The following is a 26,236-nucleotide window of genomic DNA, read 5'->3' on the forward strand; positions in this document are numbered from 1 at the left end:
ATGTGTTTGCCTCGACGAGCTGCGGCGTTTGCCGCCGGTCGCTTCACCACCAGTTCCAGGATCAGACGATGAAGATCATTGCTTGCGGCAGCGTGCCGACCATCATAGCGCCGGAAAAATACTTCACCGGCCGGGTTCTGCAGACGCCGATCATCGAGGCGGAGGCGCCGGCGCGGCTGAGAGCGACGCTGGTCAGCTTCGAGCCGGGCGCGCGCACGCACTGGCACACACATCCGCTCGGCCAGACGCTCTATGTCACCTCGGGCGCCGGGCTTGCCCAGACATGGGGCGGCCCGGTCCAGGAGATCAGGGCAGGCGACGTGATCTGGTTTTCGCCGGGCGAAAAGCACTGGCATGGTGCCGGGGCGAAGACGGCGATGACGCATATCGCCATGCAGGAAGCGCTCGACGGCGTCCATGCCGATTGGCTGGAAGCGGTTTCCGGCGAGCAATATGGCGGCTGAGTTCTATTCGGGCCGAAACGACCCGAGGAACAGCGCCGAGAGGTTTGCTGCCGGTTCGCTGCCGTCGTAGATGGCTGCGAAATCTGAATGTTTGGACAGACCATGCCGAAGAACCGCCTGCCGCTCGTCGCCGCCGTCTATCTTGGCACGTTTGTCGCTTTGCTCGATGTCAGCATCGTCAATGTCGCGCTGCCGACCATCCAGCAGGCGCTGCACACCGATTTCGGCGGCCTGCAATGGGTGGTCGATGCCTACACGCTCTGCTTGTCGGCCTTCATGCTGTCCTCGGGGCTGATCGGCGACCGCTACGGCCGCAAGCGCTCATGGCTGGCCGGCGTCGGCATCTTCGTCGCCGGTTCGCTGATCTGTGCCATCGCACCCAATTTGCCGGCGCTGCTGGCCGGCCGTGTGGTGCAAGGCATTGCCGGCTCGCTGCTCATTCCAGGCGCGCTGTCGATCCTGACGCAGGCTTTCCCCGATCCGCGCGAGCGGGCCGGCGTCATCGGCGGCTGGGCCTCGTTCGCCGCCGTTTCGCTGGTCGTCGGCCCGGTGCTGGGCGGCATTCTGGTGCAGACGGTCGGCTGGCAGAGCATCTTCCTGATCAATTTGCCGCTCGGCCTTTTCACCATCGCGCTCGGCGCCGTGTCGATCGAGGAGACGGCGCATCCCGAACATGCCCATCTCGACCTTGTCGGCCTGGCGCTCTCGATCCTGTGGCTTGGCGCGCTGACCTTCGGCCTGATCTCCGCCGGCGAGAGCGGCTGGGGCGATGCCCGGACCATAACGGCCATCATCGCCGGTGTGGTCGGCCTGGTGGTCTTCCTTGGCTTCGAGGCGCACACGCCACGGCCCATGCTGCCGCTCGGCCTGTTCCGCGACGTGCGCTTCGCCGTCGCCAACGTCGCCTCGTTCGCGCTCGGCTTCACCTCTTATTCCAGCGTCTTCTTCTTCTCGATGTTCCTGCAGCAGGTGCAGGGCTGGTCGCCGACGCAGACCGGGCTGCGAATGGCGCCGGCCTTCCTTGTCCAGATCGTGGTGTCGCCGTGGATCGGCCGGCTGAGCGCCCGCTATGGGCATTCGCTCCTGATGACGGCGGGCTATATCTTGGTCGGGCTTTCGATGCTCGGCATGTGCTGGGCCGGGCCGTCGACGCCATACGCGGTGCTGTGCACCCTGTTCATCATCAACGGTCTCGGCAACTCGCTGGCGATCCCGACCGGCAGTGCCGCCGCCATGTCCTACGCGCCACGCGAGCGCTCCGGCATGGTGTCGGCCGTCATCAACGCCACCCGCCAGAGCGGACTGGCCATCGGTATCGCGCTGCTTGGCGCGCTGATGAGCATGCGGGCGACCAGCCTGCTGACCGGATATCTCGATGATGCCAATGTGCCCAATGCCGAAGCAGTGGCTCGTGCGGCCATCTCACGGCATGATTTCACAACCGAGGCGGCAATCGGCGAGGGTGGCGTGCACCAGCTCTTCGCCAGCGCCTATGCCGGCGGCTTCCACGCCGCCATGCTGACAGCGGCGATTGCCGCGTTCCTCACCGCCGCACTGCTGGTCGTGGTTCTGGCGCCGGCCGAGGCGCGTTCGGCCAGGCAAGCAAAGCAGCAGGCGTAAGGCGCTTGGCCTCCAACAAGAAACCCGGCGATGATGGCGCCGGGTTTCTCTGGTCGTCAGGTCGATCCGATCAGGTCAGCGATGCCGTGAAGCGCTGGATGCGCGTGCAGGCTTCCTCCAGCAGCGCATCCGACGTCGCATAGGAGATGCGGAAGTTGGGGCCGAGGCCGAAGGCCGAGCCGAACACCACGGCCACGCCTTCCGCCTCGAGCAGTTCCGAGCAGAAGGCCTCGTCGGTGTCGATCACCTTGCCGGCCTTGGTCTTCTTGCCGATCAGCTGGGCACAGGACGGATAGACATAGAAGGCGCCTTCCGGCGACGGGCAAGAAATGCCGCGCGCCTGGTTGAGCATCGAGACGACGAGGTCGCGCCGCCCTTGGAAGATCGCCTTGTTCCTGGCGATGAAATCCTGCGGACCGTTGAGCGCCTCGACGGAAGCCCATTGCGCGATGGTGCAGGCGCCCGAAGTCTGCTGGCCCTGGATCATGTCCATCGCCTTGATCAGCTGGACCGGACCGGCGGCATAGCCAATGCGCCAGCCGGTCATGGCATAGGCTTTCGACACGCCGTTCATGGTCAGCGTACGCTCATAGAGCTTCGGCTCGACCTCGGCGATGGTCTTGAAGACGAAGTCGCCATAGGTCAGGTGCTCGTACATGTCGTCGGTCAGCGTCCAGACATGCGGATGCTTCAGCAGCACATCGGCCAGCGCGCGCAGTTCAGCCTGCGTGTAGGCCGCGCCCGACGGGTTCGACGGCGAATTCATCAGCAGCCATTTGGTGTTCGGTGTGATCGCCTTTTCCAGCACTTCGGCCGTCAGTTTGAAGCCGTTCTCGATCGAGGTGTCGGCGAACACCGACGTGCCGCCGCAGATCGCCACCATTTCGGGATAGCTGACCCAGTAGGGGCGGGGGATGATGACCTCGTCGCCGGGGTTCAGCGTCGCCATGAAGGCGTTGAACAGGATCTGCTTGCCGCCGGTGCCGACAATGGTCTGCTCAGGCTTGTAGTCGAGATTGTTCTCGCGCTTGAATTTCTTCGCGATCGCCTCGCGCAGCGGCACGATGCCCGACACCGGCGGATACTTGGTTTCGCCACGGCGGATCGCCTCGATCGCCGCGTTCTTGATGTTGTCGGGTGTGTCGAAATCCGGTTCGCCGGCGCCGAGGCCGATAATGTCACGGCCGGCATTTTTCAGCTCGCGCGCTTTCTGCGTCACCGCGATGGTGGCGGAAGGCTTTACGCGGGAAAGGGTGTCGGCAAGAAAGGCCATGACCAGATATCTCTCCTTGAGAAGATCGGCGCGGCCAGGAGCGGCCGCGGCGCTTCTCATGTCGCATGATTTCGCACAGTGCAAGCATTGTCCGCTGATCCAGGCCTCAAGGAGCCGTGATTGCAGCTTGCGGCTGCAACAGAAAATTCATTAACGGGCGGTAAGGGCTTGAGTGGCAGGATCGCAATCCATTCCGCCATTTCGCGGAGCGAGGAACCTTTGTCACGCAGCATCGGGCTTGCCCATATCATCCGCCATGATGACGGCACCTCGTCAGGTGTCTGGGGTATCTACACGCTGCAAAGCGCCTTCCAGCCGATCTTCGCCTTCAAGGAGGGCAAACTGTCGGTTGCCGCCTTCGAAGGGCTGATCCGGCCGTTTCGCGATGGCGAGCCGCAACCGCCGATGGCCTTCTTCTCGACCTGTCCGGCCGCCGACCGCCTGCATGTCGAAGCGCTGACGAGGACATTGCATCTGCTCAATGCTGGCGCCTGCCTGCCGCTGGAGGCGTCGATCTTCGTCAATTTCGACCCGTCGGTGTTCACCGAGCGGTCGATCGCCGACAATGCCTTGCGCGAAATGCGGCTGGTGCTGCACGAGGCCGGCATCGATCCGGGCCGCGTCGTTTGCGAGGTGACCGAGCAGCGATCGGCGTCGCAGGAAACCCTGCACGGCTTCGTCGCTGCGCTCAGGGCCAACGGTTTCCGCATCGCCGTCGACGACTATGGCGCCGACGATTCCGACATCAACCGCATCAAGGAGCTGCGGCCCGACATCGTCAAGTTCGACGCCGCCTGGATCACGCAGCTGATGGAGTCCGGCGTCGGTTTCGCGCTGTTGACGACGATGGTGAAAAGCTTCGAGGACCAGGGCATCCGCACGGTGTTCGAAGGCATCGAGGAAGGGTGGCAACTGGAGCTTGCCGAAAAGTCCGGCGCCTCGATGGTCCAGGGTTTCGTGCTGGCGCGGCCGGAACTGGCGCCGACGAGTTTCCGTGCTTTCGGGAAAACGCCGGGCCCGGGTGCCGCCGCCAGTGATGCCACCGCCCCCGCCGTCGCTCCGCGTACGGCACGACCGGCAAAAGCCTTCGGGCGCAGGGTCGCGCCATGAGGTTCGAGCGGCGGCGCAGTGTCGGCGACGCGATCTTCGCCGACGAGATCGGCATCGAATACGGCATCCATGGCGAGTTCCGCCTGCGCAGCGCCTACCAGCCGATCTTCGCGCCGCTTGGGCGTTCGCTGCACGCTGTGGCGGTCGAGGGCCTGATCGAGCCGCATCGCGCCGGCAGGGCAGGGTCGGCACGGGCGTTCTTCGAGAGCGTCGCCGCGGCGGACCGGCTGTTTGTCGAGACCATGTGCCGGATGCTGCACTTAAGGAATTTTCACAATATCGGCGTCGACGGGCTCGATCTGTTCTTCAACTACAATCCGATGGTCAACGACCATTCGGGGCGGGCGCTGGCCGAAATCCGGCTGATGAGCCGGCACCTCGGCGACCTCGGGCTCGCCCCCGGCATGCTGGTCTGCGAAATCACCGAACAGGCGGCGGACGACGTGCTTCTCGCCCGGTTGGTGCGCGAAATGCGGCGCGACGGCATCCGCATCGCCATCGACGATTTCGGCACCGGCCATTCGACCGAGGAGCGGGTGAGCCTGCTGCAGCCCGACATCGTCAAGATCGATGGCGGATGGTTCGCCGAGTTCTGCCGCCACGCCGCCGCCGAACGCTTCTTCCGCCCGCTGGTTTCCAGCCTGCACGACCGCGGCGCCAGGGTGCTGGTCGAAGGCATCGAGCAGCCCGTCCACCTGCGCGTCGCGCTCGACGGCGGCGTCGACCTGCTGCAAGGTTACCTTCTCGCCCGGCCGGCGCTGGCCGGCACCATCTTCGACGAAGAGCCGCTGTCCGTTGATGCGTTGCTGGGCAGGGAGAACAATGTCGTGCCGCTGTTCGGGTAAGCAGCTTCGGCGGTTGGCGAAAGCGGTGCCGCAGCGTCCTTGGCGCATGTATTGTCTTATGCTGCGCTGGTCGACCCCCACTCCGTCGAGCTTCGCTCGACACCWCTCCCCCSATCGACGGGGTAGAGGAAGGGCGCGAGCCTATTGCCGCCAACGCTTTTCCAACGAGGCTCCTTCCTTTCCCTCCGAAGGGGGGAAAGGTGGCGCTGCGAAGCAGCGACGGATTGGGGGAACCACGTGGCAATCAAGCCTCGGGCTGATCAGTCATGCCAATCATAGAAGATGTGTGCATAGCGTAGCCGTTTACGGGGAGAAGGACGCTCCTATCAGCGCCGCTGATAGTCTCGCCAAAACAAATCATTGGTTGGCGCCGCCGCGGCTGCGATAATCGCCTGGTCGAGGCAGCACTCCGGGGACCGTCCATGATACTCTACAGCATGATCGACAGCGGCAACTGCTACAAGCCGCGCCTGCTGATGGCCAAGCTTGGCCTCGCCTTCACCACGGTCGAGGTGAGTTCGCATACCGGCGACACGCGCAAAGCCGATTTCGTCGCCAAGAACCCGAACGCCATGGTGCCGCTGCTGGAACTCGATGACGGTCGCCGGCTGGCCGAGTCCAACGCCATCCTGCTCTATCTCGCCGAAGGCACGCGCTTCCTGCCGGCGGACAAGTATGAGCGCGGGCTTGCCTATCAATGGCTGTTCTTCGAGCAATACAGCCACGAGCCCTATATCGCCGTGCGCAAGGCGCTGCTGACCTTTCCCGAGCGCGCCGGGGATGCGACGCCCGAGCGGCTGGCGGTGACGCTGGAGCGCGGCCACAAGGCGCTCGGCGTCATGAACAGATATCTTGAGAACAACGCCTTCTTCGCCGGCGCCGCCTTCAGCATCGCCGACATCGCGCTCTATGCCTACACGCATACGGCCGAGCAAGGCGGCTTCCAGCTCGACGCCTATCCGGCTGTCCTGGCCTGGCTTGGCCGCGTCGAGGCGGATCCGGGGCATGTGCCGATCGGGTGGGTGGGTTGAGACCTTCTCAATAATTCTACTCTGGCGGCCACCTAGCGCGATTTTCTGCGCTTCCGGTGCTCACGTACTTACATGTACGCTCCGCTCCGGTTCTCGAAAACCACGCTTTCTGACTCGCCAGAGCGAATTCTTGAAAAGGTCTCGGCGCCGCGGCTAGAGACATCGACAGTTTCCGGCTCGAACCTCGGCCAACGCCTTTTCGGCAAACCCGTCCAGTCGACCTGCCTTTGCATCGGCCTCAATCTGCTTGTCCCATACGTCAGCCTGGAACGCCTCGAACCATTTGGCAAAGGCCTTTAGTTCTTTGGTGCTCAGAGCTGCGATGGATCTCTCGATCTGTTCGAGCTTGGTCATGTATTGAAAATAACATGATCGGCGTTGCGAGGCGAAATGGCTCAACCCCAGACAAACAAAAAGGCGGGATAAATCCCGCCTTCCCATGCTTGGTAGCCTGATTGGGAGCGTCCGGTCCGGGCTGGCAGCTATCTGCTGATCCAGCGTTTCGGGTCTTTCCGCTCCGGGCCCGCTTCTCGCGCGACCGTCAGTACATCCGTGACTTGCCGCGCGCCCCGAGCTCTCGCCCGGCGCGCGCCATTCGCAAAATCAGGCTGCCTTGCTCAGAGATCCAGCGGACGACTTGCCAGTGCGGCGGTCCTGCTCGATCTCGAAGTTGATCTTCTGGCCTTCGACCAGGGTCGACAGTCCAGCGCGCTCGACAGCGGAGATGTGGACGAAAACGTCCGCGCCGCCCGCGTCAGGCTGGATGAAGCCGAAGCCCTTGGTGGCGTTGAACCACTTGACCGTTCCAGTTGCCATAAAAATAGTCCTTGCATTTGCTTTGGTTTGACCGGACCGAAGTCCAGCCGGTGTGCATCGAGATTTTGGAGATAGACGTCAGCAAACGCGAAGATCGCGAGGCCCGGATCGATCGGCCGAAATATCAATGGGGCTGATATAGTCTGCTTTCGTTCCAAAAACAAGACTGCGTGAGAAAGCCGTGATTGGGAACTGCCCAACGGCCGCCCCAATCTGGTGGAACCGTTGCGGCAGATCGCGCCGTCCGTGGGCGGCGGATCAGGGGAGGAGACCATGAAAACCATAGTGCTTGCCGCCTGTCTGACGCTGGTGGCCGCCGAGGCGCAGGCGATCTCGCGCTATGACCCGACGCATATGAGCTGCGGCAAGGTGCAGTCGACCATCGCGCGCCAGGGCGCGGTCATCCTGCGCTACCAGTCGAAGCGGGTGCCGGGACTGCCGCTCTATGACCGCTATGTGCAGAGCCAGCAATTCTGCACCATGGGCGAGGTGAGGACGCGCGCCTATGTGCCGAGCGCCGACTCCAGGTCGTGCCCGGTCTATAACTGCAAACGGCCGGACAATGATCGGCATTTCCGCCGGCGGTTTTTCCACAACAATTAGGGCAGTGCCCGCGCCGGCGGTTCAGAAGCCGAAGGACACCTGCGCCGGTGGCGGCGGGCCGACACGCACGCCTTCCATGGCCAGCATCTTCTCCTTGGTGACGGAGCCGCCGGGCGCCGAGAAGCCGCCGATCTTGCCGCCGGCCGCCAGGATGCGGTGGCAGGGGATGACCAGCGGCACGGGGTTGGCGCCAAGGGCGGCTCCGGTTTCGCGCGGCAGGCCGGCATGGCCGGCACGCTTGGCGAGTTCGCCATAGGTGGTTGTCTCGCCGTAGCTCAGTTTGCGTGCCGCGTCGTAGATGGCCAGGCGGAAATCGTCGACGCCGTCGAGATCGACCGGAACATTGGAGAAATCGACGTCCTCTCCAGCGGCGTAAACCTTGATCGAGGCGATGAGTTCGACCACCCATGGAGGCTGCGCCGTGGAGGCGGAAACGCCGGCATGGCGCATCAGCCGCCGCTCCACCGCTTCACGGCTGCGTTCGGGCAGGCAGAGCCGGATCAGGCCCTTTTCGCTCCAGGCAATGCCCATGAATCCGATCACTGTTTCTAACACTGCGTGGCCGGCTGTGATCGACGGTGTCGTTTCCATGATGCGCTCCTTTCCGCAAAGCGGCGGAATCCGGGATTCCCGCCGGTACATATCAGGAACAATATGGCATCACCGCCCGCGTCTCGCCACCCGAAAACCACCAGATGGCCCCGATTGCTACCCTGGAATCGCTGGTGTAAGGGATTTCTTAACACCCCGACGAACCGGACCCGAACGCGGCTTGCCAGCAAAACAAACCCTTATCGCGATCGGCGTGATCGTGGCGGCAGCCGGCATGAGCGGCTGCACCTCGACCTCGCAGATGAAGCCCGCGCCGTCCCTGACCGAAACCGCGACCGTTGCCGGCAGCGATGCCGGCTTCACCATCCCGCTGCCGGAGACGGTTTCGGTGCTGCCGCAATCCTCGGGCATCGCTCCCGTCCAGACCGCCGAACTCGCACCTGGCGCCGTCATTTCGGAAGGTGAGGCAGCCGCCGCGCCGGCCAGCCAGCCGGCCGCCGCGACCGCGGCCTTTGCCGGCGCGACGCCGAAGGCTCCGGCCGTGCCCGCCATCATGATCGCCAGCCCCAGTGCCTGGCAGGCGCCGCCGCCCTCCAAGGCAGGCCAGCCGGTGAAGGCAGCTCAGCCCGTGATCAAGTCCGCCGAGACCTATACGACAGCCGGCCTCATTGTGCCGGCGGTCGCCGGCAGCGGCCAGAAACTGCCGGGGGTGCAGCAGGTCGCCTATGTCGTGCCGCAGAATCCGGCTTCCCTGGTGCAGTTCCCGTCGGCGCCGGTTGCTCCGGTGCAGGAAGAGCACACGGGCGTGCGCGGCGACGTCGACCGGCTTATCGTCAAATACGCCGCCCTCTACCAGGTGCCGGTCGATCTGGTGCGCCATGTCGTCAACCGCGAAAGCACCTTCAATCCCAAGGCCTACAACAATGGCCATTGGGGGCTGATGCAGATCAAGCACGCGACGGCGCGCGGCATGGGCTATGACGGGCCGGCCAAGGGCCTGTTCGACGCCGAAACCAATTTGAAATACGCGGTCAAATATCTGCGTGGCGCCTGGCTGGTGGCGGGCGGCAACGCCAAGAAGGCCGACTGGCTTTACCAGACCGGCTACTATTTCGATGCCAAGCGCAAGGGCCTGCTCGAGGCGACCGGCCTCGGTGTCGACCGCAAGCGGCGTCCGCAACCCGACGCCTGAGCGCGATGCCTGAACCACGCCCGCCGGCCCCAAACGACATCCGGCTGCGCAAGCTTCTCGACGAGACACTGGTTGCACCGCACTGGCCTGATGGTTTTGCCATGCGCTGCACAGAGCCCCCAGACCTGCATGCCTTGCATGCGCTGTTGAGCGAAGTGTTCGATGACGGGGCCGACGGGCCGTTCGCAGACTGGTGTATGCGCCTCCTCGACGATCCCGAATTCGACCCGGCGCTGTGTTTCCTTGTCATCGACGCCAAGGGCCGGCTGGCGGCGGCGGCGCTGTGCTGGACGTCAGCCTTCGTCAAGGATCTCGCCGTTCATCCCGAGGCGCGCGGCAAGGGCATCGGCGAAGCGCTGATGTGGCAAGCCTTCGCCGCCTTTCGCGATCGCGGTGCGGCCCATGTCGACCTCAAGACCAACACGGTCGAAAACGCCGCCGCCGTCAGGCTCTACGAACGGCTCGGCATGTTCGAGGTCGATTGGTATAGCTGACGTGGGACCGCGCGGCCGGCGTCAGATGTCGGGTGCGTTGCCGATCTTCTTTTTGATCTCCAGCGCCCAGGCGCGGCCTTCGTCACCGCCCCACAGCAGCCAGGCGATGGTGCCGGCCGACGGGTTGTCCTCATTGCCGTAATTCTTGCCGCGCTTGTCGACCTCGTGGCGGGCGAAGTAGCTGACCATGCGGCGGATGGTGGACGGTGCGAGTTTTTCGCGGTTCATCAGTTCAGTCGCCCGCGCGACGCCGATCTCGGTGCCGCCACGGCCGAATTGTGCGCGCAGCCGCAGGCCCTTGGCGGCATTGTCGGCCACCACTTGCAGGCAGCGCAGGTCGATCTCGTCGGCTTCGTGCATTTTGTCTCCCCAATCAGCTAGCCCTAGCCGACGGGAGCGATGCGGGAAAGGCGGTCGGGTTCCGCGGCGCGAAAGAAACTATCCACCAAGGCGGGACGTCGCATCTTGCCCGAGGCGGCTCCGCGGTTAAGCTTCGTCTCGACTGAAACAGGACGAAACATGATGCGGCTTCTGCTCTCCAGCCTTGCCACCCTGATTCTTGCCGCGCCGCTCCTTGTTGGCGTGGCACATGCAGCCGACGACTGCGCCAACGCGTCGGATCAGGCCACACTCGACGCATGCGCCGGCAAGGATTTCGACGCGGCCGACAAGAAACTCAACGACGCCTACAAGCAGATCACGGACAGGCTGAAGGACAATGCGGGGTCGAAAAAACTGCTGGTCGACGCGCAGCGCGCCTGGGTCGCCTTCCGAGACGCCGAATGCAACTTCCAGGGCGGCCCGCCCGAAACCGCCGGCAGCGTGCGTCCGATGGTCGTCGCCAATTGCCAGGCGGGGCTCACCACCCTCAGGCTGAAGGATCTGCAGGGCTATCTCCATTGCGAGGAAGGCGTGCTGGACTGCCCGGTGCCGGCGGCGCCTTAGGTTTTTTCCGCTCTCGCGGGAAGCGGATCCTTCGTCCGCAAAAATGTCGGGACCGGTTGCCGCCAAACGTCCTTGGGTCGCAGAGCAACCGCGCCGGGACGCCGGCGCGACGACTTAAGGGAGCCGACCATGATCACCTTTCCCAACGAATCCGCCAGATATCGCACCGCCCGCGAAAAGCTCCTGAAGAAGGAAATCGAGCTGCGCCGCGCCATGGAAGCCGTGGCCGAGGCGCGGCGCGCGCTGCCGCCGGGCGGGCTGATCCGCCAGGACTATGTCTTCGACGCGCTCGGCGCCGACGGCAGGCCGGCGAAGACGAAACTGTCGGAACTGTTCGCGCCGGGCAAGGATTCGCTGATCCTGTACCAGATGATGTTCCCGCGCCATCCGCAGGAGATGCGCGATGTGGCGGCGAGTGGCGGCACGGCCAGGCTCGCCCGACCGGACCAGCCATGCCCGTCCTGCGCGGCGCTGCTCGACCAGTGGGACGGCGCCGTCGGCCATCTCGAAGCGGCCGGCTTCAACTTCGCCGTGGTGGCCAAGACCGCGTTGGAAAATCTGGTCACGCTTGGCCGCGATCGTGGCTGGAAGAACATGCGGCTGGTGTCGTCGGCCGCCAACAGCTTCAAGCGCGACTACAATGCCGAGACGGCCGACGGCGCGCAGATGCCGCTGCTGTCGGTGTTCCACCGCGATGGCGACGGCATCAGGCATTTCTGGTCGTCGGAGCTTGGCTTCGCGCCGAGCGACCCCGGCCAGGACCCGCGCGCCATCGGCACCTGCGAGATCCTGTGGAACCTGATGGATTTCACGCCGGAGGGCCGGCCGGATTGGAGGGAGCAACTGCAGTATGGGTGTTGCCATTAGAGGGTGGGGCGAGGTTTTGAGTTTGACTGATCGACGCCGGCGCTGCCCCTCATCCGCCTGCCGGCACCTTCTCCCCGTATAGTGACGGGGAGAAGGGAGTTGGCCGCGACGCCGGCGCCATCCTGACGTTGGCGATTGGCGAAGCCATCAATGACAGCGTCCCTCTCCCCGTCACTATACGGGGAGAGGATGCCGGCAGGCAGGTGAGGGGCGGCGCTGGCGTCGACAATAGATCATCTCAAAAATAAGAGCCGTCATCCGTTGAAGGGCGCCCCTTTGCGCCAGGCGCTTGTCATCTAAACTGCGCCCACCAAATCAAGGAAACACCCCATGCCCAGGATCGACCTCGCCGCCGTGCCCGTCCGCAAGGGCTCCGGCTATCCCGGGCCTTTCGACGCGCCTTGCGCGGACCGCACGCGCCGGCGCCTCGGTGACGCCGGCGGGCTCAGCGATTTCGGCGTCAATCTGATGACCCTGCCGCCCGGCGGCTGGTCGAGCCAGCGCCACTGGCACAGCCATGAGGACGAGCTCGTCTATGTGCTGGAAGGCGAGTTGACGCTGGTCGAGGATGGCGGCGAGACGCTGCTCAAGGCGGGCGATAGTGCTGCCTTCGCCAAGAACAGCGGCAACGGCCATCACATGATCAACCGGTCATCGGCCACTGCGCGCTATCTCGAAGTCGGCTCGCGCAATCCGGACGATGTCATCATGTGCTCCGACATCGACATGATGAGCCCGAGTTCGGATGGGCGGTTTTTGCACAAGGACGGCACGCCTTATCCGGGGCAGGGTGAGCGCTGGACCATGCTTCGGCGCTGGTGTTCGCCGGGCGGCAGGATAAGCTCCTCACGATCAAAGGTGGCGCAGGCCCCCTCATCCGGCCGCTTCGCGTCCACCTTCTCCCCGAGGGGAGAAGAGCAGGGCGTCAGCGCTGACAGGCTCCTCTCCCCTCGGGGGTCCGAAGGACGGGCGAGACAAGCGGCTCGCCCGGAAGCCGAGCGAAGCGGAGGCTGGGTGAGGGGGCTTGGCGCCAACTTTGCCGACCCAGGGAGCATCACCATGAAGAAACAAGTCATTGAAGTGCCCGTCATGTCGGACAAGGTGCGCTCGCTCGGGCTGCCCTGTTCGACGGCGGTGAAGGCCAATGGCTTCGTGTTCATCTCGGCGACGCCGCCGGTGGACATGGTGACCGGCGAGATGGTGCGCGGCGACATCGAGGTGCAGACCGAGGCATCGCTGAAGGCGCTGAAACATTGCCTGGAAGCGGCCGGCACCTCGCTGGACAATGTGGTGATGGTGCGCATCTACGCCGTCAACTCCGGCTTCTACAACGCGATCAACCGGGTCTATGCCAAGTATTTCTCCACCAACCCGCCGGCGCGCAGCTTCGTGCCGGTGGCGTCATGGCCGATGGAGTTTGATATCGAGATCGAATGCGTGGCGGTGGCGTGAGTTTCCTTCTCTCGCCGCAACCACAGGGAGATCGTCATGAGCAAGGAAATCGTCGAAGTGCCGGTGCTGTCGGCGGCGGTGCGCGCGCTCGGCGTGCCGCTGTCGCTGGTCACCAAGGCCGCCGGGCTGGTCTTCGTCTCCGGCATGCCGCCGCTCGATCTAGCGACCGGCAGACTGGTCAAGGGCGACATCGAGGCGCAGACCGAGGCGTCGCTCAAGGCGCTGAAACATTGCCTGGAAGCGGCCGGCACCTCGCTGGACAATGTGGTGATGGTGCGCATCTACGCCGTCAATGCCGGCTTCTACAATGCGATTAACCGGGTTTATGCGCGGTATTTTTCGACCAACCCGCCAGCGCGGACATTTGTGCCGTGGCGTCCTGGCCGATGGAGTTCGATATCGAGATCGAGTGCGTGGCGGTGGCGTGAGGGTGAGAAGCGGTCCGCGTAGCGGACGAAAAGCCAATTGCTTGGCTTTTCGAGCTTCGAACACCCTGAGCCTGCGAAGGGCCGGTGGGCCCTAACATAAGTTTTTGCTTGTCTTTCAAGTAAAGTCGCTCTCAACTCTCTCTGGGGATAGGGAGGGCGAGTCATTGACAAAATTACCGAAGAAATTCGTCGAGCGCGTTGCGCTAAATCTAAAGAAGTATCAGCGGATCACGCTGGCTCAGCAAAAATCCGATGTCGCCGAGGCTGACACGGTTACGTTGGTCAAGGATATCCTGGCAGATGTTTTTGGCTACGATAAATATGATGAACTCACATCGGAACATCAGGTCAAAGCGACGTATTGTGATCTCGCGATCAAGATCGCAGGGAAACTGCGATTGCTTGTCGAAGTGAAATCAGCTGGCAGCAGCCTGGCCGATAATCACCTGAGGCAAGTTATCGATTATGGAGCTCATCAAGGCATTCATTGGGTGATCCTGACCAATGCGGTCGAATGGCGGCTGGTCCGTATCTATGTGGCAAACCAGATCAGCCACGAGGAGGTTTGTCGCATCGTACTTGCCGATATGAACCCCAAAAATGAGGATCATCTGCAGTGCCTTTTCCTATACGCCAAGGAAGGGCTGACGACCGACGCGATGGATGCCTTTCATCAGCAGGCCCAGTTGTTCAACAAGTTTACGGTTTCGGCGATCATCCGGTCCGAAGCTGTAATTTCGGTGGTGCGTCGCGAAATCCGGAAGCTGTTTCCCGACATCAAGGTCGGCAACGAGAACCTATCTCAGTTGATTGAGAACGAAGTAATCAAGCGGGATACGATCGAAGGCGACAAGGCGAAGGAGGCGGTCGCCAGAATGCGAAAGGCGCTGAATAGGCTGGAGAGGGCTAAAGCCAAAACAGCGAAAGTAACGGTCGCCGAGGTCGCGAGTTAACTTCGATTTCGGCAGTTTGGCTGCGTTAAATTAAATCCTATCTCACTTGTGGAGTGGTTATGTCATTGTCGTTGTCTGAACAGCTAAAGCCACTACGAGACCGCCCACGGGTTAGCAGCCCACTCATCAAGCACGTAGTTTCTGTCACAGCAAAGCTTGGAGGGGCGGACAAGAAACAGTCTTTTGAGGAGTCGCGACAGCGCGTCCTAAACTGGTTGCAGCTCCGCGTGGGGACACTGCCAGCTGAAGCTTGGGAGGGCAAAACGTTCGAACATATGACGCCGGGTCGATTTACGGCGGGCGTTCAGATCGAGATTCCCAATGGGGAATATTGGGCAGTTCGCTGCGACGATCCCGACAAAAATGTCCCAGGTCGAACTTGGACAACTGAGTTATCTATTGCCAGGCAAGCTGATGCCGCCAGTTTTGGAGCCCGACTGGTCGTTGCAACAAATGAGACTGAACCAAATTATATGCCATCTATTCCAGGTATTGTCCGTCAATTGGCAGATTATCCTGGGCTTTTCAGAAATGGTAGGAAGCTTACGATTGATCCCCTAATTGTAGATGATAATCAAAAGCTAGATTATTTTGTCGGCCTTCTATTTGATCGTAATCGCCGTAATCCGGTGTTTGCAATTTCTTTGGACGAAGCAGAATCCGATCCAAGAACGGCCGCGGTTAACGCGTACAACCTAGCTCAGAGGAGTCTGGGAACTGCTCACGTGGTGGTAATTTCAGGGCCGCAGGCCTTTCGTCTCTCCGATGTGATTGGCAAGAGGCTATCGGTTTTTCGCCGCGCCGTCCGAACTTATCTTCCCGCAGTGTCGGTTGATGATGATCCGTATCGGCATCCTTTGGCGCTGGCTTCGCAAATTGCTGATTGGCAAGGGAAAGGTCCAGACGCTTTCGCAAATACGCTGATATGGATGGCAACTCGTAATTCAGCAACCTCAATCGATGACACCGTCGATCTTCCGCTCTTTACGAAGGCTAAACAGATTGAACTTCAGCAACAGCGCGAGGTTGCTCTTCACGATCAAGACTATCCAGCCCTTCTAGCTCTTGCAGACCAAGAGTTAAAAGAAAAGCAGCGCGAAATTGAGGCCTTGGAATCTATGGTCACGGAGGAGGAAAAAAAGCGAAGCGAGTCGGACGCTCGAGCCAGTGATCTGGAGTCCACGAATCTATTCCTAAGAGGAAGGTTGGTTGGACTGGAGAAAAAGATAATGTCGGACTTACCAACGACACAGATCACCTATCCGAAAGATCTGGAAAGTATCGACGATTGGGCGGACGAATACTTCTCGGGCAGATTGAAAATTACACCAAGGGCGCAGCGAGACGCAAAGGACGCAGCGTTTCTCGATATTAAACTTGTTTATCGTTGCCTTGAGTACCTTGCGACGGAATTTTGGAAAATGAAAACGGAGGGCGGCAACGATTTGCTCCAGAAAAACGCTGATACCCTTGCAAGTCTGGGAGTGCACAATGAGTCGAGTGGGGCGGAGCACCTTCTCAAAGAACAGGGAGGCACTTTTGAGATTCAATGGGGTGCAAACAATAGAAAGAGGTTGTTGGATATGCATCTAAAAAATGGAGGAAATACGAGGGACCCTGCAAGGTGCTTGCGTATCTACTATTTTTGGGACGACGATACACAGCAGGTCGTTGTTGGATCACTTCCATCTCATTTAAATACAAGAGCAAGTTGAGCGCTGCTCACGCAAAATACTCCTGCAGCGGCCTGACCTCCAGGCTCCCCGCCTTCAGCGCCGCGATTGCCTCGGCCACAGCCGCAGCGCCCGACAGCGTCGTGTAATACGGCACCTTCTGCATCAGCGTCGCTCGCCGCAGTGACTTCGAGTCCGACACTGCCTTCTGGCCATCCGTGGTGTTGAAGACGATCTGCACCTGGCGGTTGCGGATGGCGTCTTCGATGTGGGGGCGGCCTTCCAGCACCTTATTGATCTTTTCGGCCACCACGCCGTTTTCGGCGAGGAAGCGCTGGGTGCCAGACGTCGCCAGCACCTTGAAGCCGAGGCCGGCCAGGCGCTTCACCGCCGGCAGGATGCCCTTCTTGTCCTCGTCGCGCACCGAGACGAACAGCGTGCCGGAGCGCGGCAGGTCGACGCCGGCGCCGAGCTGGCTCTTGGCGAAGGCCAGCGCGAAATCGCGGTCGAGGCCCATGACCTCGCCGGTCGAGCGCATTTCCGGGCCGAGCAAGATGTCGACGCCGGGGAAGCGGGCGAAGGGGAAGACGGCTTCCTTGACCGCGATGTGGCCGGGATTTCGGGGGTCGGGCATCGCGCCGTAGTGGGAGAAGGCGTCTTCCAGCGTCTCGCCCGCCATGATGCGGGCGGCGATTTTCGCGATGGGCCGGCCGATGGTCTTGGCGACGAAGGGCACGGTGCGCGATGCGCGCGGGTTGACCTCCAGCACGTAGACCGTGCCGTCCTTGATCGCGTACTGCACGTTCATCAGGCCGCCGACATTGAGCGCGCGGGCAAGGGCCGCCGTCTGGCGCTCCAGTTCGTCGACCAGTTCCGAGGGCAGCGAGTGAACGGGGAGCGAGCAGGCCGAGTCGCCCGAATGGATGCCGGCCTCTTCGATGTGCTCCAGAATGCCGGAGACGAAGGTCGCCTTGCCGTCGCAGAGGCAGTCGACATCGACTTCGATGGCGCCGGAGAGATAGGTGTCGAACAGCAGTGGGTTCTTGCCCAGCAGCGTGTTGATCTGGCCGGTCTTGTCGTTGGGGTATTTCTGCTTGATGTCCTCCGGCACCAGGCCGGGCACGGTGTCGAGCAGGTAGGATTGCAGCATGCTCTCATCATGGATGATCTGCATGGCGCGGCCACCCAGCACGTAGGACGGGCGCACCACCAACGGGAAACCGAGCTCGCCGGCGACGAGGCGGGCCTGCTCGACAGAATAGGCGATGCCGTTCTTCGGCTGGCTGAGGTTGAGCTTGTGCAGGAGCTTCTGGAAGCGGTCGCGGTCTTCGGCGAGATCGATCATGTCGGGCGAGGTGCCGAGGATCGGGATGCCGGCCTTCTCCAGCGCGTCGGCCAGCTTCAGCGGCGTCTGGCCGCCGAACTGGACGATGACGCCGACCAGCTCGCCCGAGGCCTTTTCGGCGCGCAGGATCTCCAGCACGTCCTCCGCCGTCAGCGGATCGAAATAGAGCCGGTCCGACGTGTCGTAGTCGGTCGACACCGTTTCCGGGTTGCAGTTGATCATGATCGCTTCATAGCCGGCGTCGCGCAGCGCAAACGCCGCATGGCAGCAGCAATAGTCGAACTCGATGCCCTGGCCGATGCGGTTCGGCCCGCCGCCGAGGATGACCACCTTCTTGCGCGACGAGACCTGCGCCTCGTTGGCGAGCGCGCCGGCAAACGGCACTTCATAGGTCGAGTACATGTAGGCGGTGGGCGAGGCGAATTCGGCCGCACATGTGTCGATGCGCTTGTAGACGGGATGAACGTCGAGCTTGTCGCGGATTTTCGCGATCACTTCGGCGTCGGTTTTGGTCAGCGACGCCAGGCGGGCGTCGGAGAAGCCCATGGCCTTCAGCATGCGCAGATTGACGGCGTCCTGAGGGATGCCGTGCTCGCGGATGCGGGCTTCCATGGCCAGGATGCCTGCGATCTGCTCGAGGAACCACGGGTCGATCTTGCACATTGCGTGCACGTCTTCCAGCGAGGTGCCCATGCGGATCGCTTGCGCCACCATGCGCAGCCGGTCGGGCGTCGGCGTGCCGAGCGCTGCGCGGATGGCGTTGCGGTCGTCGGCGTGGTTGGCAACCGCCGCCCCATGGCCGAGGCCGGGAATCTCGATCTCGTCGAGGCCGGTGAGGCCGGTTTCGAGGCCACGCAAGGCCTTCTGCAGCGATTCCTGGAAGGTGCGGCCGATGGCCATGACTTCGCCGACCGACTTCATGGCTGTCGTCAGCACCGGCTCGGCGCCGGGGAATTTCTCGAAGGCAAAACGCGGGATCTTGGTGACGACGTAGTCGATCGACGGCTCGAAGGAGGCGGGCGTCGCGCCGCCGGTGATGTCGTTCTCCAGCTCGTCCAGCGTGTAGCCGACGGCAAGTTTCGCCGCGATCTTGGCGATCGGGAAGCCGGTGGCCTTCGAGGCAAGCGCGGAAGAGCGCGAGACGCGCGGGTTCATTTCGATGACGACGAGGCGGCCATCGGCCGGGTTGACGGCGAACTGCACGTTGGAGCCGCCGGTCTCGACGCCGATCTCGCGCAGCACCGCGATCGAGGCGTTGCGCATCATCTGGTATTCTTTGTCGGTGAGTGTCAGCGCCGGGGCGACGGTGATGCTATCGCCGGTGTGGACGCCCATCGGGTCGATGTTCTCGATCGAGCAGACGATGATGCAATTGTCCGCCTTGTCGCGGACGACCTCCATCTCATACTCCTTCCAGCCGAGCACGCTTTCCTCGATCAGCACTTCGGTGGTCGGCGAGGCGTCGAGGCCGGACTGGACGATGTCGTAGAATTCGGCCCTGTTGTAGGCGATGCCGCCGCCGGTGCCGCCCATGGTGAAGGACGGGCGGATGATGGCCGGCAGGCCGACATGGTCGAGCGCCTGGGCGGCGATCGCCATGCCATGGCTGATGTAGCGCTGCTTGCGGTCGCCTTCGCCGAGGTTCCAGCGGGTTTCCAGCGCATCGAGTTCGGCGTCGAGGTTCTCCGGCTTCTCGGCCTTGAGTGCGGCGCGCTCGGCCTCGTGTGTCTTGCGGTCGGCGTTCTTGACGTCGGTGGCGTTGGCCAGCATCGACTTCGGCGTTTCCAGGCCGATCTTGCTCATCGCCTCGCGGAACAGCGCGCGGTCCTCTGCCTTGTCGATGGCCGTGGCGTCGGCGCCGATCATCTCGACATTGTAGCGCTCGAGCACGCCCATGCGGCGCAGCGACAAAGCGGTGTTGAGCGCGGTCTGGCCGCCCATGGTCGGCAGCAGCGCGTCGGGCCGCTCCTTGGCGATGATCTTGGCGACCACTTCCGGGGTGATCGGCTCGATATAGGTGGCGTCGGCCAGTTCCGGGTCGGTCATGATGGTGGCCGGGTTGGAATTGACCAGGATGACGCGGAAACCTTCCTCCTTCAGCGCCTTGCAGGCCTGGGTTCCGGAATAGTCGAACTCGCAGGCCTGGCCAATGACGATGGGGCCGGCCCCGATGATCAGGATCGACTTGATGTCAGTGCGTCTTGGCATGTCATAGGTCCGTTCGGCGGGCGGCTTGCACAAAAAACCGGGACGGGAAGACCCGGCCGGTTGTGCTCGCGATTCTGGTATCAGGCTAGGTGGGCCTTATAGGGAAGAGTTTTGGCAGATGTAACCCCGAAAATGAGGGATAGGGCAGTAGGGCAGTAGGGGGAGGCTTGAGCGCCCTTAAAACATATTGCCCTATTGCCGTACTGCCTTACTGCCCTGCCTCCTTGTCCCCGAACGCCGTCTTGTCCGTAATCTCGAAGCGTTCGGAGACGCCGATGCGGATCATGCTGAGGCTGCCCTCGCGGGTGAAGCGGAAATCGCCCTTGGCGTCCGAGCCGGCCGGCACGCCGGCGTCGAAGGAGATGAGGCGCGTGCCGCCGTCGGGCCAGGTCACGGTGATGTCGGCCTTGTCGGCGCCCTTGTGCACGATGCTTGCGGCGCAGCTCGTCATCGGCTGGCCGACATAGCGGGCGCAGGGAATCTCGACGGCACCGCCCGAGGCAAGGGAGGTCGGCTGCGGCGGCAGTTCGGCCACTGTCTGCGTGTCGAGGGCGGGGATTTCGCCGGTCGACGGGGTTTCGTTCGCCGCGAGCGCCAGGCCGTAGGCATCCAGCATGGCGATTTCGGCGGCGGATTTCATCGGGGCTGCTGATGTGGCGGCATGGGCCGCGCCGCCGAGCCGCGCCGTCAGATCGGGCTGGAGGCTCGATGCCTCGGCGGCCGTCGCAGTGCTCTCGGCGGGAGGCATTGCGGAGGCAGTGCCGCCAGCCGTGGGCGTCGCTGCATCGGCGGCCGCGCCCGCATCCGCCTGGTCGAGGGACACCGTCGCCGGATTGACGGGAACGAGATAGCGCGCGGGAGCCCAACCGGTGGCTTTGGGGTTGTCAGACTCGATCTTGCACCAGGGGTGTCCGTCAATGTCGTTGCAGCCGAGGTTCCTGACGTTGGCGCCGGCGGCCAGACGCGCCTCGGTCTTGCCGATCGCCGACGGTTTGGCGCGGACATTGAGCAGGTCGTCGGGCGCGAGGCCGGTGACGATGGAGATGAAGGGCGTCTCTTCGGCATGGGCCGGGACAATGGCAACGAACGCCGTCAGCAGCGACGGTGCGGCCATCAGCGCCAAGAGCTTTGTCCGGAGCGAAATTCGGCGCCTCACTTGGCTGTCGGCAATCAATTGCATTCCCAAAGGCACCGCCAGAACCCGAAAACGCTGCCGCACGCGAAGCCGGTTTTATAAGCGACGGTGCGCTGCCGTGTCTACAAGCGAGATATTCACGCCTGTTTCAGGCCGAATGTGAGGCGCACCGCGAGGTGGCAAGAAACAGGTTTTGGCCCGGCAGGAACGCAAGAGCGTTCAGCCTGGACATGAGCTTCGCTCAGTCCGGCATGAACCCGGTTCTGAGCGCGTGGGCCCATTCCGGCCGTCCCGCTTGTTCGGCCTGTCGCGCCGCCGCGTCGTGGTCGTAGTCGACGGCGATCGTCTCGAAACGGTCGGGCCGGCCTTCGCCGCCCAAGGTGACGATGCCGTAGCGCGCATGCGGCGAACCCTGTTCGGACACATGCGCCGGCGGGGTGGAATCATCATAGGCGGGACAGCCGATGCTGCCCGGATTGAAGATCACCGGACCGTCGGGAATGCGGACCAGTTCCGGGCGGTGGCTGTGGCCGCACAGCGCAATGCGGCAGGCCGGATCGAGCGCCTTCAGCCGCCGCCGGATCGCCGCCAGCGGCGCGCGCACCAGCTGGCCATCGACAACCGCGTCGAGCAGGTATTTCTCGTCATGGTCGGGGCGGGCGTGGAAGACGACGATGCCGGGCGCGATCTCCAGCGTCAACGGCTGCGCGAAAAGCACTTCGCGCTGCGCCTGCGTCAACCGCTCCTGCGCATAGACGTCTGACGCCCACATGATCTCGTCTGCCGGATCGACGGCGACGCGGCGGTCGTGATTGCCGCGCACCGTCGGCAGGTTCAGCGCTTCCAGGCGCTCGAACGTCTCGCGCGGCCAGAGCGGGCCGGAAACGCTGTCGCCGAGATTGACGGTGAGATCAGCGCCGCCGCGCCGCGCCAGATCCTCCAGCACGGCATCGAGTGCAAGGACGTTGCCATGGATGTCGGCGAGGACGGCGATGCGCATACGGTGGGCTCCCTTGGTGCAGCCCATCGGGGCTCCGGTCCGCTTCGTTATCAAGCCCCCGCCTTCATGATCAACCCCTTGAGATCGTTCGGGACATTGGGAACGCCGGGAGCGCCATGCAGCTAGCCTTGGCTATCGCGGAAGCCCACCATCTGCTAGCGTCCACGCCATCCCGAAGTTCATATGGGAAATATCCGCTTAGACAGCCTCGAAAGGCACCAGGCGATGACCCGCGATCAGATTTTCGCCCACCTCCGCGCCGCCAATGACGTAGCGCGCGAGACTGCCGCGCATGGGCACCATCCTTTCGGCTGTGTGCTCGTCGGCCCCGACGATCGAATCCTGATGCGGCAAGGCAACATCAACACCGTGCGCCACGCCGAAACCGAACTCAGCCGGCGCGCGGCGGACGCCTATCCGGCGGAATTCCTGTGGTCCTGCACGCTGGTCTCGACCGGCGAGCCCTGTGCGATGTGCACCGGAACGCTCTACTGGGCGAATATCGGCCGGCTGGTCTACGGCTTCGAGGAGACCAAGCTTCTCGCGCTGACCGGCGACCACGCCGAGAATCCGACGATGAACCTCTCGTCGCGCACGGTCCTTGCCTCCGGGCAGAAGCCGGTCGAGGTCCACGGCCCCTTTCCCGAGATGGAGGAGGAGCTCCTCGCCCCGCACATCGGGTTTTGGCAGCGCTAGCGGCAACAGAGCTTCAGCTCGGAACCTGCGGACCTAGGCCGGCATCTCGAGATCGTGGCCGCCGACCGCCGGCAGCGCCGGATCGTCGCCAGCCGCGGCAATGACGCTGTCGAGCAGGCCGGGGAAGCGGGCGTCGAGGTCGGCGCGGCGCAGCGTGATCATGCGGTTGGTGCCGACCACTTCGGCGCGGGTGACCCCGGCCTCGCGCAGCTTGGCCAGGTGGTAGCTGAGATTGGTCTTGGAGCCGAGATCGAGGAACTGGCTGCAGTTCAGCGCCACGCCTTCCTTGCTGGCGAGGTAGCGCACGATGGCCAGCCGCGTCGGGTCGCCGAGCACGCCGAGCACGATGGGCAGGCTGATCTGGTCCGTATTGGGATGAGGTAGCGTCATGGCTGGAACCTAAGCGCAGTCCGGGCCGATTTCAACGCATCCGTCCTCGCCTGCCCGCACACCTGCCTCTCCCATTTCGATCCGCGACGAACGACCGTCCTGACACAGGGCTGTCAGCATGGTTCAGCTATTTTGCCCTGGCTTCATTGACATCATGCTCTGTTATGTCCAATTGTTCAATAACTTTTGAACTAAGGACATCTGTCATGGATAAGCGGATCTTCTGGCTTGCGCTCGGATCGTTTGCGATCTCGACCGAAGGCTTCGTCATTTCCAGCCTTCTGCCCGACATCGCCAGGGATGCCGGCATTTCCATTCCGCTCGCCGGATCACTGATCACTGCCTTCGCGCTGGCCTATGCGATCGGCACGCCGATCCTGGCGACGCTGACCGGCGAATGGGACCGGCGCCGCGTCATCCTGTGGACGCTGGTGTTCTTCGTCATCGGCAACATCGCCGCCGCCTTGAGCTCCTCCTTCGAAGTGCTTTTGATCGCGCGCATCATCATGGCGCTGTCGTCGGGCCTGTTCGCCGCGACCGCGCAAGGAACGGCGGTGGCGCTGGTCGATGACCACCACCGGGCACGCGCCATTGCCGTGGTCGTGGGCGGCACCACGGTGGCGGTCGCCGTCGGTGCGCCGCTTGGCGCGCTGGTGGCGACGATCGCCGGCTGGCGCGGCACCTTCTATGCCATTGCCGGGCTCGGCGCGCTCGCCGGCGCCATCCTGTGGTACCGGCTGCCGCGCGGCATCGTCGGCACCAGGCTGCCACTGAAGCGCCGGCTTGCAGCGGCCATGCGTCCCGGCGTGATGCCGATCCTGGTGACGACATTGCTGGCGCTGACCGGCGCCTTCACCGTCTTTGCCTATGTCGCGCCGCTCGCCATCGAGGGCGCAGGGCTCAGCCAGATCGCACTGCCCGGCATGCTGCTCGCCTTCGGCGTCGGAGCTGTCATCGGCAATATTGCCGGCGGCCAGGCGGCCGACCGGTTCGGCGCCACCCGCACCGTCGGCTGGTCGTTGACGCTGAGCGCCGCCATGCTGGTGATGCTGTCGGTCGTGCCGGCCTTCCTGCCGCAGCACATTGCCGGTCCGGCGCTGATGGCGATGATGGTGCCGTGGGGCATCGTCGGCTGGGCGTTCCCGCCGGCGCAGGCCAGCCGCATCATCAAGCTGGCGCCCGATGCCGCCCCGATCGTGCTGTCGCTCAACGGTTCGGCGCTCTATCTCGGCGTGGCGCTGGGCGCGGTGGTCGGCGGTGGCGTGCTGCGCTACGGCGCGCCGGCCGATCTCGGCCTGGTCGCCGCGGCCTTCCCGATCGTCGGGCTGGGCATCGTGCTGGCCGGCCGCTGGGCGGCACGGCCAGTGGCGATGCCGGCTGAATAGTCTCTTCGAAAGCCGTCGCCGGCTGGCAATTCATTTTGACGCAATTCCGGACGGAAAACCGTTTCACACTTTTCCTGGAATTGCTCAGGCAGCCGGCGGCAGGTCGAAATCCAGCGCAGCGATGTCATCCAGCACCGCGCGCAGGCGTTCCGCCTTCTCCTTGCCCACCACATCCTCGAAGCGCTGCTGGGCGACCTGCCACAGCTTCATCGCCTCATCGAGTTTGACCAGGCCCTGCGCGGTCAGCCGCACCCGCTTGATGCGGCGGTCGTCCGGATCGGCGAAGGTCTCGACATAGCCATCACGGATCAGCGGCTTCAGCGTATGGCCGAGCGCCGACAGGTCCATGACCAGGGCAGCGGCGATGGCGCCCATGGCGGGTTCGTCGCCGATGTGGATCTGGTAGAGCAGGCCTTGCTGCGTGGCCTTGAGGCCCGACGGCGCCTGCACATCGTCATAGAACTGGCCGAGCTTGCGCGTCGCGCGCCGCAGCATGGCGTAGTTGCAGGCTGTCAGGCCGGGCAGGGTGTCTTTCGACATGATGGATCCTTAGCGGAGCGGACACGATGTCCGGCTGCTGCCTGACAAATAATCCTGGATGTGCTCATTGACAAGATAGTGGCATATGCCTACTTCGTTGAAAGTGGTATATGCCACTAAATCAATTAGGCGGCGTGCCGGCGAGCCGAGGCGGATGCCCGCGGCGTCGGCGGCCAGGTCGAAACAGAGACAGAAGGAACAGGACAATGACTGGACAGGAAAACAAGGGCACCGCGGTCGTCACCGGAGCGTCGTCGGGCATCGGCGCGGTCTATGCGGACCGGCTGGCGGGGCAGGGCTATGACCTCGTTCTGGTGGCGCGCCGCGCCGACCGGCTAGAGGAACTGGCCGAGAAGCTGCGCTATGCCTACGATCGCAAGGTCAGCTTCATCACAGCTGATCTGTCGGATGACGACGATGTGCGCCGCGTCGAGCGGCTGATATCGGCCGACGAGAGCGTGACGCTTCTGGTCAACAATGCCGGCCTCGGCGGCCAGCAGGTGGTGGCAACGGCCGACGCCGACGCGGCCGAACGCATGATCAAGGTCAATGTCATCGCCTTGACCCGCCTGACCCGCGCTGTGCTGCCGGGTCTTCTGGCGCGCAACCGCGGCGCCATTGTCAACATCGCCTCGGTGCTTGCCTATGAGACTTCGTTCGGCGGTATCTACAGCGGCACCAAGGCCTATGTCGTCAACTTTACCGAGGCCCTGCAGCGCGAGGTCGCGGGCACCAATGTGAAGGTGCAGGTGGTGCTGCCGGGCGCGACCCGGACCGATTTCTGGGAATTGGCCGGCAGCGATATTGACCAGCTCCCGAAGGAGATCGTCATGACCGCCGACGATATGGTCGATGCCGCGCTTGTCGGCCTTGCCAGGGGCGAAGCCGTCACCGTGCCCGCGCTTGCCGATGCCGGCAAGCTGGACACGTTCCTCGGCGCCCGCCAGGCCTTCTACGGCAGCCTGCACGCCAACAAGCCGGCAGCGCGTTACGCGGCTTGAGGGCCAAGGGCTGGTTCGCTTGCGAACCAGCACCCCCACCCCGACCCGCTATGCGGGTCGACCCTCCCCACAAGGGGGAGGGTGAGGAAGCGCTTTGTCCGCCCAGGCGACAGTGCTCTTATGGAAACGCCGCAAAAAGCCGCGCTCCCTACCTCCTCCTTGTGGGGAGGTCGGACCGCAGGTCCGGGTGGGGGTACTGGCGCTGACCTGGCAGGGCT

At 63.4% G+C, this 26,236-nt stretch carries 26 protein-coding genes and 2 pseudogenes; 18 read left to right on the plus strand and 10 right to left on the minus strand.

Annotation, left to right across the window (positions count from 1 at the left end; genetic code table 11):
- Positions 1 to 68 precede the first annotated feature (68 nt).
- Positions 69 to 464 (plus strand): (R)-mandelonitrile lyase, encoded by a 396-nt coding sequence (locus tag AC1DPX_RS24815; RefSeq protein WP_477239973.1) that lies wholly within the window; start codon positions 69 to 71, stop codon positions 462 to 464.
- A gap of 87 nt (positions 465 to 551) precedes the next feature.
- Positions 552 to 2,084: an MFS transporter gene (locus AC1DPX_RS24820; RefSeq protein ID WP_477239974.1), complete on the plus strand. Its 1,533-nt coding sequence runs from the start codon at positions 552 to 554 to the stop codon at positions 2,082 to 2,084.
- A 70-nt stretch (positions 2,085 to 2,154) separates the two neighbouring features.
- On the opposite strand, the gene AC1DPX_RS24825 is transcribed toward AC1DPX_RS24820, so the two are convergent.
- Positions 2,155 to 3,357 (minus strand): pyridoxal phosphate-dependent aminotransferase, encoded by a 1,203-nt coding sequence (locus tag AC1DPX_RS24825; RefSeq protein ID WP_477240100.1) that lies wholly within the window; start codon positions 3,355 to 3,357, stop codon positions 2,155 to 2,157.
- A 219-nt stretch (positions 3,358 to 3,576) separates the two neighbouring features.
- Between AC1DPX_RS24825 and AC1DPX_RS24830 the strand changes: the two genes are divergently transcribed.
- The 3 genes from AC1DPX_RS24830 (at position 3,577) to AC1DPX_RS24840 (ending at position 6,343) form a co-directional block, all read left to right on the plus strand.
- Positions 3,577 to 4,467, plus strand: a complete 891-nt coding sequence (locus AC1DPX_RS24830; RefSeq protein WP_477239975.1) for an EAL domain-containing protein — start codon at positions 3,577 to 3,579, stop codon at positions 4,465 to 4,467.
- Positions 4,464 to 5,312: an EAL domain-containing protein gene (locus tag AC1DPX_RS24835; protein WP_477239976.1), complete on the plus strand. Its 849-nt coding sequence runs from the start codon at positions 4,464 to 4,466 to the stop codon at positions 5,310 to 5,312. Before AC1DPX_RS24830 ends, AC1DPX_RS24835 begins: the two co-directional genes overlap by 4 nt.
- 422 nt (positions 5,313 to 5,734) lie before the next feature.
- On the plus strand, positions 5,735 to 6,343 hold the full coding sequence (locus AC1DPX_RS24840; protein ID WP_477239977.1) for a glutathione S-transferase family protein: 609 nt from the start codon (positions 5,735 to 5,737) through the stop codon (positions 6,341 to 6,343).
- A gap of 153 nt (positions 6,344 to 6,496) precedes the next feature.
- Here the strand turns inward: AC1DPX_RS24840 and AC1DPX_RS24845 are convergent, their stop codons facing one another.
- Positions 6,497 to 6,697 carry a hypothetical protein gene (locus AC1DPX_RS24845; protein ID WP_477239978.1) on the minus strand — a complete coding sequence of 67 codons (201 nt, stop codon included), beginning with the start codon at positions 6,695 to 6,697 and terminating at the stop codon, positions 6,497 to 6,499.
- A gap of 249 nt (positions 6,698 to 6,946) precedes the next feature.
- The gene (locus tag AC1DPX_RS24850) at positions 6,947 to 7,159 is read right to left on the minus strand and encodes a cold-shock protein (protein ID WP_010910991.1); all 213 of its coding nucleotides are present in this window, start codon (positions 7,157 to 7,159) and stop codon (positions 6,947 to 6,949) included.
- A gap of 273 nt (positions 7,160 to 7,432) precedes the next feature.
- Between AC1DPX_RS24850 and AC1DPX_RS24855 the strand changes: the two genes are divergently transcribed.
- Entirely contained in the window at positions 7,433 to 7,762 is a 330-nt protein-coding gene (locus tag AC1DPX_RS24855; RefSeq protein WP_477239979.1) for a hypothetical protein, read from the plus strand.
- 21 nt (positions 7,763 to 7,783) lie between these two features.
- On the opposite strand, the gene AC1DPX_RS24860 is transcribed toward AC1DPX_RS24855, so the two are convergent.
- A complete protein-coding gene (locus AC1DPX_RS24860; RefSeq protein ID WP_477239980.1) occupies positions 7,784 to 8,353 on the minus strand; it encodes a methylated-DNA--[protein]-cysteine S-methyltransferase in 570 nt (189 codons plus the stop codon).
- Positions 8,354 to 8,534: 181 nt separating this feature from the next.
- Between AC1DPX_RS24860 and AC1DPX_RS24865 the strand changes: the two genes are divergently transcribed.
- Both AC1DPX_RS24865 and AC1DPX_RS24870 read left to right on the plus strand, forming a co-directional pair.
- Positions 8,535 to 9,506, plus strand: coding sequence for a transglycosylase SLT domain-containing protein (locus AC1DPX_RS24865; RefSeq protein WP_477239981.1), 972 nt, complete (start codon positions 8,535 to 8,537; stop codon positions 9,504 to 9,506).
- 5 nt (positions 9,507 to 9,511) lie between these two features.
- Positions 9,512 to 10,000 carry a GNAT family N-acetyltransferase gene (locus AC1DPX_RS24870; RefSeq protein WP_477239982.1) on the plus strand — a complete coding sequence of 163 codons (489 nt, stop codon included), beginning with the start codon at positions 9,512 to 9,514 and terminating at the stop codon, positions 9,998 to 10,000.
- A 21-nt stretch (positions 10,001 to 10,021) separates the two neighbouring features.
- On the opposite strand, the gene AC1DPX_RS24875 is transcribed toward AC1DPX_RS24870, so the two are convergent.
- A complete protein-coding gene (locus tag AC1DPX_RS24875) occupies positions 10,022 to 10,360 on the minus strand; it encodes a hypothetical protein (RefSeq protein WP_477239983.1) in 339 nt (112 codons plus the stop codon).
- Between the two features lie 159 nt (positions 10,361 to 10,519).
- Between AC1DPX_RS24875 and AC1DPX_RS24880 the strand changes: the two genes are divergently transcribed.
- The 7 genes and pseudogenes from AC1DPX_RS24880 (at position 10,520) to AC1DPX_RS24910 (ending at position 16,360) form a co-directional block, all read left to right on the plus strand.
- On the plus strand, positions 10,520 to 10,945 hold the full coding sequence (locus AC1DPX_RS24880) for a lysozyme inhibitor LprI family protein (protein ID WP_477239984.1): 426 nt from the start codon (positions 10,520 to 10,522) through the stop codon (positions 10,943 to 10,945).
- Positions 10,946 to 11,074: 129 nt separating this feature from the next.
- Positions 11,075 to 11,812, plus strand: a complete 738-nt coding sequence (locus AC1DPX_RS24885; protein ID WP_477239985.1) for a DUF899 family protein — start codon at positions 11,075 to 11,077, stop codon at positions 11,810 to 11,812.
- Positions 11,813 to 12,142: 330 nt separating this feature from the next.
- A pseudogene (locus AC1DPX_RS24890) lies at positions 12,143 to 12,595 on the plus strand (cupin domain-containing protein); the annotation flags it as partial.
- A 276-nt stretch (positions 12,596 to 12,871) separates the two neighbouring features.
- Positions 12,872 to 13,264, plus strand: coding sequence for a RidA family protein (locus AC1DPX_RS24895; RefSeq protein ID WP_477240101.1), 393 nt, complete (start codon positions 12,872 to 12,874; stop codon positions 13,262 to 13,264).
- Positions 13,265 to 13,300: 36 nt separating this feature from the next.
- Positions 13,301 to 13,692 (plus strand): annotated as a pseudogene (locus AC1DPX_RS24900) (RidA family protein).
- Between the two features lie 164 nt (positions 13,693 to 13,856).
- Positions 13,857 to 14,645 carry a hypothetical protein gene (locus tag AC1DPX_RS24905; protein WP_477239986.1) on the plus strand — a complete coding sequence of 263 codons (789 nt, stop codon included), beginning with the start codon at positions 13,857 to 13,859 and terminating at the stop codon, positions 14,643 to 14,645.
- 59 nt (positions 14,646 to 14,704) lie between these two features.
- Positions 14,705 to 16,360, plus strand: a complete 1,656-nt coding sequence (locus AC1DPX_RS24910) for a hypothetical protein (RefSeq protein WP_477239987.1) — start codon at positions 14,705 to 14,707, stop codon at positions 16,358 to 16,360.
- 7 nt (positions 16,361 to 16,367) lie between these two features.
- Here AC1DPX_RS24910 and carB read toward each other — a convergent pair whose 3' ends face one another.
- The 3 genes from carB to AC1DPX_RS24925 all read right to left on the minus strand — a co-directional run bounded on the left by carB (position 16,368) and on the right by AC1DPX_RS24925 (position 22,006).
- Positions 16,368 to 19,871, minus strand: coding sequence for a carbamoyl-phosphate synthase large subunit (gene carB / locus AC1DPX_RS24915; RefSeq protein ID WP_477239988.1), 3,504 nt, complete (start codon positions 19,869 to 19,871; stop codon positions 16,368 to 16,370).
- Between the two features lie 208 nt (positions 19,872 to 20,079).
- Positions 20,080 to 20,985 carry an SH3 domain-containing protein gene (locus tag AC1DPX_RS24920; protein ID WP_477240102.1) on the minus strand — a complete coding sequence of 302 codons (906 nt, stop codon included), beginning with the start codon at positions 20,983 to 20,985 and terminating at the stop codon, positions 20,080 to 20,082.
- Between the two features lie 262 nt (positions 20,986 to 21,247).
- Positions 21,248 to 22,006, minus strand: a complete 759-nt coding sequence (locus tag AC1DPX_RS24925; RefSeq protein ID WP_477239989.1) for a metallophosphoesterase family protein — start codon at positions 22,004 to 22,006, stop codon at positions 21,248 to 21,250.
- Positions 22,007 to 22,231: 225 nt separating this feature from the next.
- On the opposite strand from AC1DPX_RS24925, the gene AC1DPX_RS24930 reads away from it, so the two are divergent.
- Positions 22,232 to 22,702 carry a nucleoside deaminase gene (locus AC1DPX_RS24930; RefSeq protein WP_477239990.1) on the plus strand — a complete coding sequence of 157 codons (471 nt, stop codon included), beginning with the start codon at positions 22,232 to 22,234 and terminating at the stop codon, positions 22,700 to 22,702.
- Between the two features lie 33 nt (positions 22,703 to 22,735).
- Here the strand turns inward: AC1DPX_RS24930 and AC1DPX_RS24935 are convergent, their stop codons facing one another.
- Positions 22,736 to 23,092, minus strand: coding sequence for an ArsR/SmtB family transcription factor (locus AC1DPX_RS24935; RefSeq protein ID WP_184874572.1), 357 nt, complete (start codon positions 23,090 to 23,092; stop codon positions 22,736 to 22,738).
- A 206-nt stretch (positions 23,093 to 23,298) separates the two neighbouring features.
- Here AC1DPX_RS24935 and AC1DPX_RS24940 point away from each other — a divergent pair, with 206 nt between their 5' ends.
- Positions 23,299 to 24,477 (plus strand): MFS transporter, encoded by a 1,179-nt coding sequence (locus AC1DPX_RS24940; protein WP_477239991.1) that lies wholly within the window; start codon positions 23,299 to 23,301, stop codon positions 24,475 to 24,477.
- Between the two features lie 84 nt (positions 24,478 to 24,561).
- On the opposite strand, the gene AC1DPX_RS24945 is transcribed toward AC1DPX_RS24940, so the two are convergent.
- A complete protein-coding gene (locus AC1DPX_RS24945; RefSeq protein ID WP_477239992.1) occupies positions 24,562 to 25,017 on the minus strand; it encodes a MarR family winged helix-turn-helix transcriptional regulator in 456 nt (151 codons plus the stop codon).
- A gap of 206 nt (positions 25,018 to 25,223) precedes the next feature.
- Between AC1DPX_RS24945 and AC1DPX_RS24950 the strand changes: the two genes are divergently transcribed.
- On the plus strand, positions 25,224 to 26,018 hold the full coding sequence (locus tag AC1DPX_RS24950) for an SDR family NAD(P)-dependent oxidoreductase (RefSeq protein ID WP_477239993.1): 795 nt from the start codon (positions 25,224 to 25,226) through the stop codon (positions 26,016 to 26,018).
- Positions 26,019 to 26,236 lie beyond the last annotated feature (218 nt).

The organism is Mesorhizobium sp. 01N446 (assembly GCF_056399285.1).